Raw genomic sequence first — 6,772 nt, 5'->3', positions numbered from 1 at the left:
CCCTGCCTTCATGCCCCCGCGCAGCCACAATCACCTGAACAGCACACCCGTACGGAACCCCAAGCTGCACATTCGGTTTCGAGAAGCCCTCTGACATGGCGGTCGGCTCCGCCCTGGGCGTGGGCTTGACGTGGCGGTCGGCTTCGTCCTCGGCCTTGGCTTGGCACGGCAGTCGGTTCCGTTCCGGGTTTCGGCCTGACGCGGCGGTCGGTTCCCTTCCAGGCTTCGGTCTGGCGCGGCGGCGGCTCCGTCCTGGGCGTTGGCTTGGGGCGGTGGTCGGTTCTGTTCCGGGTTTCGGTTCGGCGCGGCGGTCGGTTCCGTCCCGGCCCTTGGCCTGACGCGGCGGCCTACTCCGTCCCGGGCCGCGCCCTGACACGGCGGCCGACCCCGTCCCCAGACCTCGGCCTGACACGGCGGCCGACCCGCCCCGGCCCTTGACCTGACGCGGCGACCCACCCGCCTCGGCCCTCGACTTGACGCGCCTGCCGACTCCGCCCGCCCTCGACCTGAGTCCCGCATGCCGCCCGCCAGGAGCCAACGGTCCTCACCCGTTCGGTGTCCGTCGTCTGGCCGGACGCCCCGACAGGCCAGAGGCTCGAAAACCCGGCGAGTCGGCGGGGCGCGCGGCTCAGACGGGGCGCGTGCCGTCCGCCGACGAGCGGTAGCCGACGGGACGACAGAAGCCGACCGGGGTGGGAGAAGGGAACACCGCTCATGAGCGACCACGCGGCACATCCGACCGGCACCCCACACCCCGGCCCGGGAGGCCAGCCACCGCCCGGACAGGCCATGCGACCGGCGGGCGCCCGCGTCACCGGTGGCGAGGTCTTCGCCGGCGTCCTGCTGCTGTGCGGCGGCGTCCTCGCCGTGCTCCAGGGCATCGCGGCGGTCGCCACGAACGACGTGTACGCCCGCATCGGCGGCTACATCTACGAGATCAGCCTGACCGGTTGGGGCGTCATCCACATCGTGCTCGGCGCGTTCGCCGCCGTGACCGGACTGTGCCTGCTGCGGGACATGGCCTGGGCCCGTTACGCGGGCCTGTTCCTGGCCGCGCTCGTCCTGATCGCCCAGTTCCTGTTCCTGCCGTACGCGCCCTTGTGGTCCGTGGTCATCATGGCGATCGCGCTGTTCGTGATCTGGGCGCTGGCCTCCCGCCAGGCAGCGGCGGCCTGAGGTTCCCGCCGGCCCCGCTGCCCGGTCAGCCGATGTGGCGCAGCAGCGCGGTGATCGCCGCAGGCTGCTCCGCACGGGTGTGGACGAGCCTGAGCGTCCACACCGGGGCGTGGGCGGCGAAGGGCCGCGTGGGCAGCTCGGGGAACCACGCGGCCATCGACGGGGGCATGATGGTCACGCCCAGCCCGTGCCGGATCAGGTCGGCGGCCGCCATGAGGTCGTTCACCTCGAAGGTGGTGGTGCGTTCGAGCGAGGCCGAACGGAAGGCCCTGTCGACCGCGTGCCGGATCGCCCAGTCCGGCGGGAAGTCCACCAGGGGCAGCCGTGCCGCCTCGGCGAGCGTCGTCACCGCCCGTTCCGTCTCCGCCGCCCCCGGGCCCGTACCCGGCGCGGTTACGAGGACCATCTCCTCCCGGGCCAGCGACCGGGTGGTCAGTCCGCGCAGTCGGGACATGTCGAGCGCGGCGACGGCCAGGTCGAGGGCGCCGTCGCGCAGGGCCTGCGGGATCCGGTCGGCCGGCGTCTGCCGCAGCCGCACCGTCACCTGGGGGTGCTCGCGGTGGAAGCGGGCCAGCGCGGGGGCGAGGCCGGCGTACAGGCCCTGCATCACACCGACCGTGATCTCGCCGCGTAGTTCACCCTGGGCGAGGTCGACGGCCGCCCGCGCCTCCTCGGCGGCCCGCAGGGCAACCCGGGCGGCGGGCAGGAACGCCTCGCCGGCGGAGGTGAGGGAGACGCGGTGCGTGGTGCGATGGAACAACTGTGCGCCCAGCTCGCGCTCCAGCGCGCGTACGGTGCCGGACACCGCGGACTGCACCACGTGCAGCCGCCGGGCCGCCGCACTGAACCCACCCTCCTCGGCGACCGCGACGACCACCTCCATCTGCCGCAGATCCACGGCCCCTCCTCATGCCCGCCGCCGTCGGCCACCTGCCTGGCTGCCCAGTCTCGAAGACAACCACCCCCCGAGCCACCGGGACGCACCACCGGCGCAGGGCGCCCGCGCCGAGCACACGGGCCGGTGGTGAAGTTCTCCATCGCGTCCACGCCCTGTCGACCCGTGATCTACGGTAGATGTCGCGTGACGCTGTGCGTACGGACGTTCCATGACGGGTGACCGAGGCGGGGGCTGTGGTGCGGACCGGGTTTGTCGACCGCGTGGAGCACTTGGACGAGCTGCGCTCGATGCTGGCGGACGTGGCCGCAGGACGCGGCGGCCGGGCGATCGTCGTCGACGGCGTCTCGGGCATGGGCAAGTCGGCGCTGCTCAGGGCATTCGAGACGGAGGTGTCCGCCACCGGCGGGCGGGACACCTGCAGGGTCGTCTCCGCACGGTGCCAGCCATCGATCGGGTCGGCGCTGCGCTACGGCGCGATCGTCGAAGTGCTCCTGCAACTGGCCGAGGACCAGGAGGTCAAGCAGCCAGGTGTCTTCCGGAGACTGCTGAGCCTCACCGGGCAGGGGGCCGTACGTTCCGCGCCGGAAGTGCTCTCCGCGATGGTGCCCGGGCTCGGTGCGCTGTTCACCCTCGGCAAGGAGGTCGCGCAGGCGTCGCTCGCCTCCGGATCGATGCCGTTCGACAGCCTGCTGCCGTTCCAGCAGGGCGCCGCCGCACAGATCGCGGACGCCCTGCTGGACCTCGTACGGCAGGGCCCGCCCACGGTGCTGCTCATCGACGACATCCAGTACGGAGACCCCAGCAGCCTGCTTGTCCTCGACCGTTTGCTGCGGCGACTGCCCGGCCTGCCGCTCGGCGTGGTGCTCGGCCACACGACGGACGGAGCCTACGCCGACGGTCCCGGAGCCATGGTCGAGGAACTGCTGCACGGCTGGGCGAAGGACCGGCTTCTGCGCCGGCGCACGCTGAACGGCCTGCCCCCCGAGGCGGTCGCCGAGTTGGTGCGCTCCCGGCATCCGGACGCTCCGCCGGCCCTGTCGGAGCAACTGATCCGGCTGACGGCCGGCCACGCCGTCTTCGTCACCCTCTGCCTGGAGGAATGGCGTCCGGAGTCCGGGCCCCGCATCCGGCTGCCCCGCAGCCTGTCGCGCGTGGTGGAGGACCGTCTCCGGCTGCTCACCGAGCCGGACCGCGCCTTGCTCATGATCGGCGCGACCCAGGGTGAGACGTTCCTTTCGCGAACGGTCGCCGAGGTCAAGGGAGCACCGCACGACGAGGTGATGGAGCGGCTGCGGCTCATCGCCGCCCAGAACCGGCTCATCCGGCAGACGGAGCCCCCTTCGTGGGCGCGGTGGGACGCCTCCGACTGCTACCGCTTCGAGCACGGCGCCCTGTGGGGCGTGGTCTACGACCAGCAGACCCCTCAGCAGAAGCGGTCCCGGCACGCCCGTATCGCGACGGCCCTCACGTCCGGTCCACTGGACGGCATGCCGCTGGAGCGCCGCCTGGAGATCGCCCGCCACCTCCGCGCCGGCGGCCCCGAATGCCTGCCGGCCTCGGCCGAAACCCACTACGCACTGGCCCGGGAGGCCGCGATGGCTGTCCTTGACCCGGGGCCATCCGCGAGGGCGCCGGGGCCGGCCGGTGACCTCATCGGACGACCACCGGGGGCGCCCCGACGCCAGGACGCCAGGTAGCAGACTGGAGACGCCATGCTGACGATCACCAAAGAGTTCCACTTCTCGGCCAGCCATGTCCTCGACCGGCTGCCGAACTGGCACCCCTGCGCTCGCCTGCACGGCCACAATTACGTCGTCGTGCTGGAGCTGTCCGCCCGCCGCGAGCACCTCACCGACGCGGGATTCGTCCGCGATTACCGGGAACTCGATGCCTTCAAGAAGTGGGTGGACGACACCCTCGATCACCGTCACTTGAACGAGGCAATGGGGGCGGTCTCCCCGTCGGCGGAGAACCTCGCCGCCTGGATCTTCGATCTCTGGACCGAGCGCTTTCCGGAGCTGACGGCGGTCAGGGTCTCTGAGACGCCCAAGACCTGGGCCGAATACCGGCCAGATCCCTGAGCACCGGTGGCGCTTGACACCCCAGCGTGCCGTCCGTGGCCGACGTGACCGCTGTAGGACCACGTACAACGAGCCCCCGGCCTCGACGCCCTACCGCACTACGCGTCACCTCCGCCAGGGATTGCCGTGGAACCGCCCTCTCACCGTCGCCGGGATGCCGACGGGCCCCTTGCCGCTGAGGCCGTGTGCCTACTCTTCGATGCCGAGGATTTCGTGCAAGCGGCTCAGGGCTTCGATTCCGCGGTCCTGGTGGGGCGGGATGATCGCCTTACGGTCCTCGGGCGACAGCCGTTCGTGTGCCTCACGCATGAGCAGGGCGTAGGCGCCGGCGAGTTGTACGCACAGGTTGGCGAGCTGCGCGGCTTGCCGGTGTACGGCGTCGTCCCGGTTGAGATCGGCCTCGAAGAGTTCGAGCGCGTCCTCCAGTACGGAGTGTCGACCAGGTGTGAGAGTTCCAGGCTCAGGGCGTTCGCTCATGGTGAGAGTCTTGCGCAGCCGACGATGCCCCGGGGGCAAGACTGATGTCGACGTCAGGTGGGCCCGGATGGTGGCATAGGCGTGGGGTGATTTCGCTTGTGCTCAGTCCCTTCGTCGTCCAAGTAGCGCCATTCGAAAGGCAGGCCCTGGGCGCCCTCGGAGTCGGGGCCGTTCATGAGCTGGAAGTGCACGTGCGGTTCGGAGGAGTTGCCGGAGTTGCCGCACTCGGCCAGCTGCTGGCCCTTGACTACCCGGTTCGCCCACGGCCACCTGCAGGGAGCCTCGCCGGAGATGTGCGATGCCCGCGTACACACCTTGGCGCACTTCGAGGACGACATAATTGCCCCACAGGTGGCGGCGCCGGCCCAGACTGCGGACGAAGCCCTCAAGGTAGAGATGGGCGTAGAGGGCTCGCCGGCGCCCGGCAACGGGGATCTCGACAGGGACCGGCGTCGCCGTGTGCGACGGACGCTGGCTGCGCCACTGGTCCCACCGCATCAAGCCGCCGAGGCAGGAGAAGGGCGACTCCTGTGTACCACAGCGGGCCAAGCCCCTGTCTGTTCACCAGGATGCAGACGATTCCGATCGCGATGAGCAGACCGTGGAGTTTCCGCAGGGGCGTCAGCAAGGTTGTACTCACCGACATCAGCCGGGCCGACTGCCTCGCGCGACACGTAGTGCTCGTGATTGAGCGGATTCCTCCCCGTCGCCCGGCATATCCCTGCCAGGATCGGACGCGTGACCTACGTAGTGACTGTGGACGTGCACGTCCCGGAGGGCACTCCGGAGATGGACCCACTTCAACGCGCCGGCGCCGTGGCGCTCATCGAGGACGGCTTCGACTCGGTCGAGGCCATCGAGGGACCCGACGGCATGGAAGTCGATCTCCTTGACAGCATCGTGGCCGTCCATCCGGGCGGAGCGCTTCTGAAAGTGTTCGTGGATGCTCCCGCTCTGGAGTTCGCGGAGGAGGCCGTGCGCTCGGTCATGGGTGAACTGCTGGAGCGATCCGAGCTGTTGGCCGACTGGCAGATCGAGCGATGTGAGGTCGAACTGCACTCGGAACTCGCCCAGGAAAGTCTCGCCGCCGCCGACGGTCCCGATGCCCCGCCCGATGACCCGGCTGATCGTAAGGCACGGCATGCCGAGTGCCCCACGGCCAAGGACGAAGGCGAGGGCTACGACGCCGAGGCGAAAGCTGAGGCGGTACGCGGTCAGATGCTGGCACTGGCAGATGAGCTGCGCTCCTTCCCGCCCGTGATGTTCGGCGTCCTGGACGACGAAGACCACGAGCAGGAAGGCGGCGTCACCGAGTTCGCCGTCTCGCCGGAGGACGCCAAACTCGCTGCCGGTGCCTTGGTGTACGCGACGGACATCTTGGTGGACGAGCTGTTCCAAGACGTGCAGACCCTGACGGAGGAGGACACCACCGCTGCGGAATGCGACGGTCCCTTGTGGCACTTCGAGGACCTTCCCGAGCGATACGCCCTCCAGTACGACGCTCGTTTCGCCCGTCGCTTCCTGGTGACGGTGATCGCCATGACCACCCGCTTCACGGATGGCAGCTTCCAGCAGCTGAGCTGCGTTGCCGAGGAACTCGCGCTGAAGCTGCTGTTGAACGAGACGAATGTGACCCTGGAGACTTTCGGGCTGCTCGACGACGGCGTCTCGGCCGCGCTCGACTCGTTCGCGAACAACGTCTATGAGGACATGGATCACGAGTGGCTCTACGACGATTCCATGGACGGTGTAGACGAGAGTGCCGTCGGAGCGGCTCTCGGCGTCGCACCGATGGCCTTCAAGGCGTGGTTCACTCCGTTCAACGAGGGTAGGTACGTCCACCCGTTCGCGGCGGACGAACCCGAGGGGGCGGCTCACACCGGAGGCCACGCATAGGTACGCCGCGATCAGCTCGGCGGTCGACGCCATCAGCAGGGCCCCCGGCCGGACGCCGGGATCCCCCGAACAACGCTTGACGACGCGGTGGCAGCTGCTCAGAGCGTCCGGCCCAGCCCGTAGTGCAGGAGACGGGGTAAGGCCGTACGTGAAGTTCCCCCGCTGAAGTGGACAGCCTGATACTGGGGCGGTTGAGTCCCGGAGGAAGCAGTCCAGGTTGAGTGGCAAGAGCAATATGAGCAAG

6 protein-coding genes are annotated in these 6,772 nt (G+C 69.7%); 4 read left to right on the top strand and 2 right to left on the bottom strand.

Annotated elements, in window-relative coordinates; translation table 11 throughout:
- Nucleotides 1-714: 714 nt before the first annotated feature.
- On the top strand, nucleotides 715-1,176 hold the full coding sequence (locus ACIRFL_RS43260) for a hypothetical protein (RefSeq protein ID WP_404041140.1): 462 nt from the start codon (nucleotides 715-717) through the stop codon (nucleotides 1,174-1,176).
- Between the two features lie 25 nt (nucleotides 1,177-1,201).
- On the opposite strand, the gene ACIRFL_RS43255 is transcribed toward ACIRFL_RS43260, so the two are convergent.
- Complete coding sequence (locus tag ACIRFL_RS43255; protein ID WP_404041137.1) at nucleotides 1,202-2,074, bottom strand: LysR family transcriptional regulator; 873 nt, start codon at nucleotides 2,072-2,074, stop codon at nucleotides 1,202-1,204.
- 260 nt (nucleotides 2,075-2,334) lie between these two features.
- Here ACIRFL_RS43255 and ACIRFL_RS43250 point away from each other — a divergent pair, with 260 nt between their 5' ends.
- Entirely contained in the window at nucleotides 2,335-3,771 is a 1,437-nt protein-coding gene (locus ACIRFL_RS43250) for an AAA family ATPase (protein ID WP_404041134.1), read from the top strand.
- 15 nt (nucleotides 3,772-3,786) lie between these two features.
- Entirely contained in the window at nucleotides 3,787-4,155 is a 369-nt protein-coding gene (locus tag ACIRFL_RS43245) for a 6-pyruvoyl trahydropterin synthase family protein (protein ID WP_404041131.1), read from the top strand.
- 189 nt (nucleotides 4,156-4,344) lie between these two features.
- On the opposite strand, the gene ACIRFL_RS43240 is transcribed toward ACIRFL_RS43245, so the two are convergent.
- Nucleotides 4,345-4,632, bottom strand: a complete 288-nt coding sequence (locus tag ACIRFL_RS43240; RefSeq protein WP_404041128.1) for a hypothetical protein — start codon at nucleotides 4,630-4,632, stop codon at nucleotides 4,345-4,347.
- A gap of 738 nt (nucleotides 4,633-5,370) precedes the next feature.
- Between ACIRFL_RS43240 and ACIRFL_RS43235 the strand changes: the two genes are divergently transcribed.
- Nucleotides 5,371-6,528 carry a hypothetical protein gene (locus ACIRFL_RS43235; RefSeq protein WP_404041125.1) on the top strand — a complete coding sequence of 386 codons (1,158 nt, stop codon included), beginning with the start codon at nucleotides 5,371-5,373 and terminating at the stop codon, nucleotides 6,526-6,528.
- Nucleotides 6,529-6,772: the final 244 nt, after the last annotated feature.

It is taken from the genome of Streptomyces sp. NPDC102462, assembly GCF_044765425.1.
In the GTDB taxonomy this organism is placed as follows: Bacteria; Actinomycetota; Actinomycetes; order Streptomycetales; family Streptomycetaceae; genus Streptomyces.
This window is presented reverse-complemented; position numbering and strand designations above follow the sequence as displayed.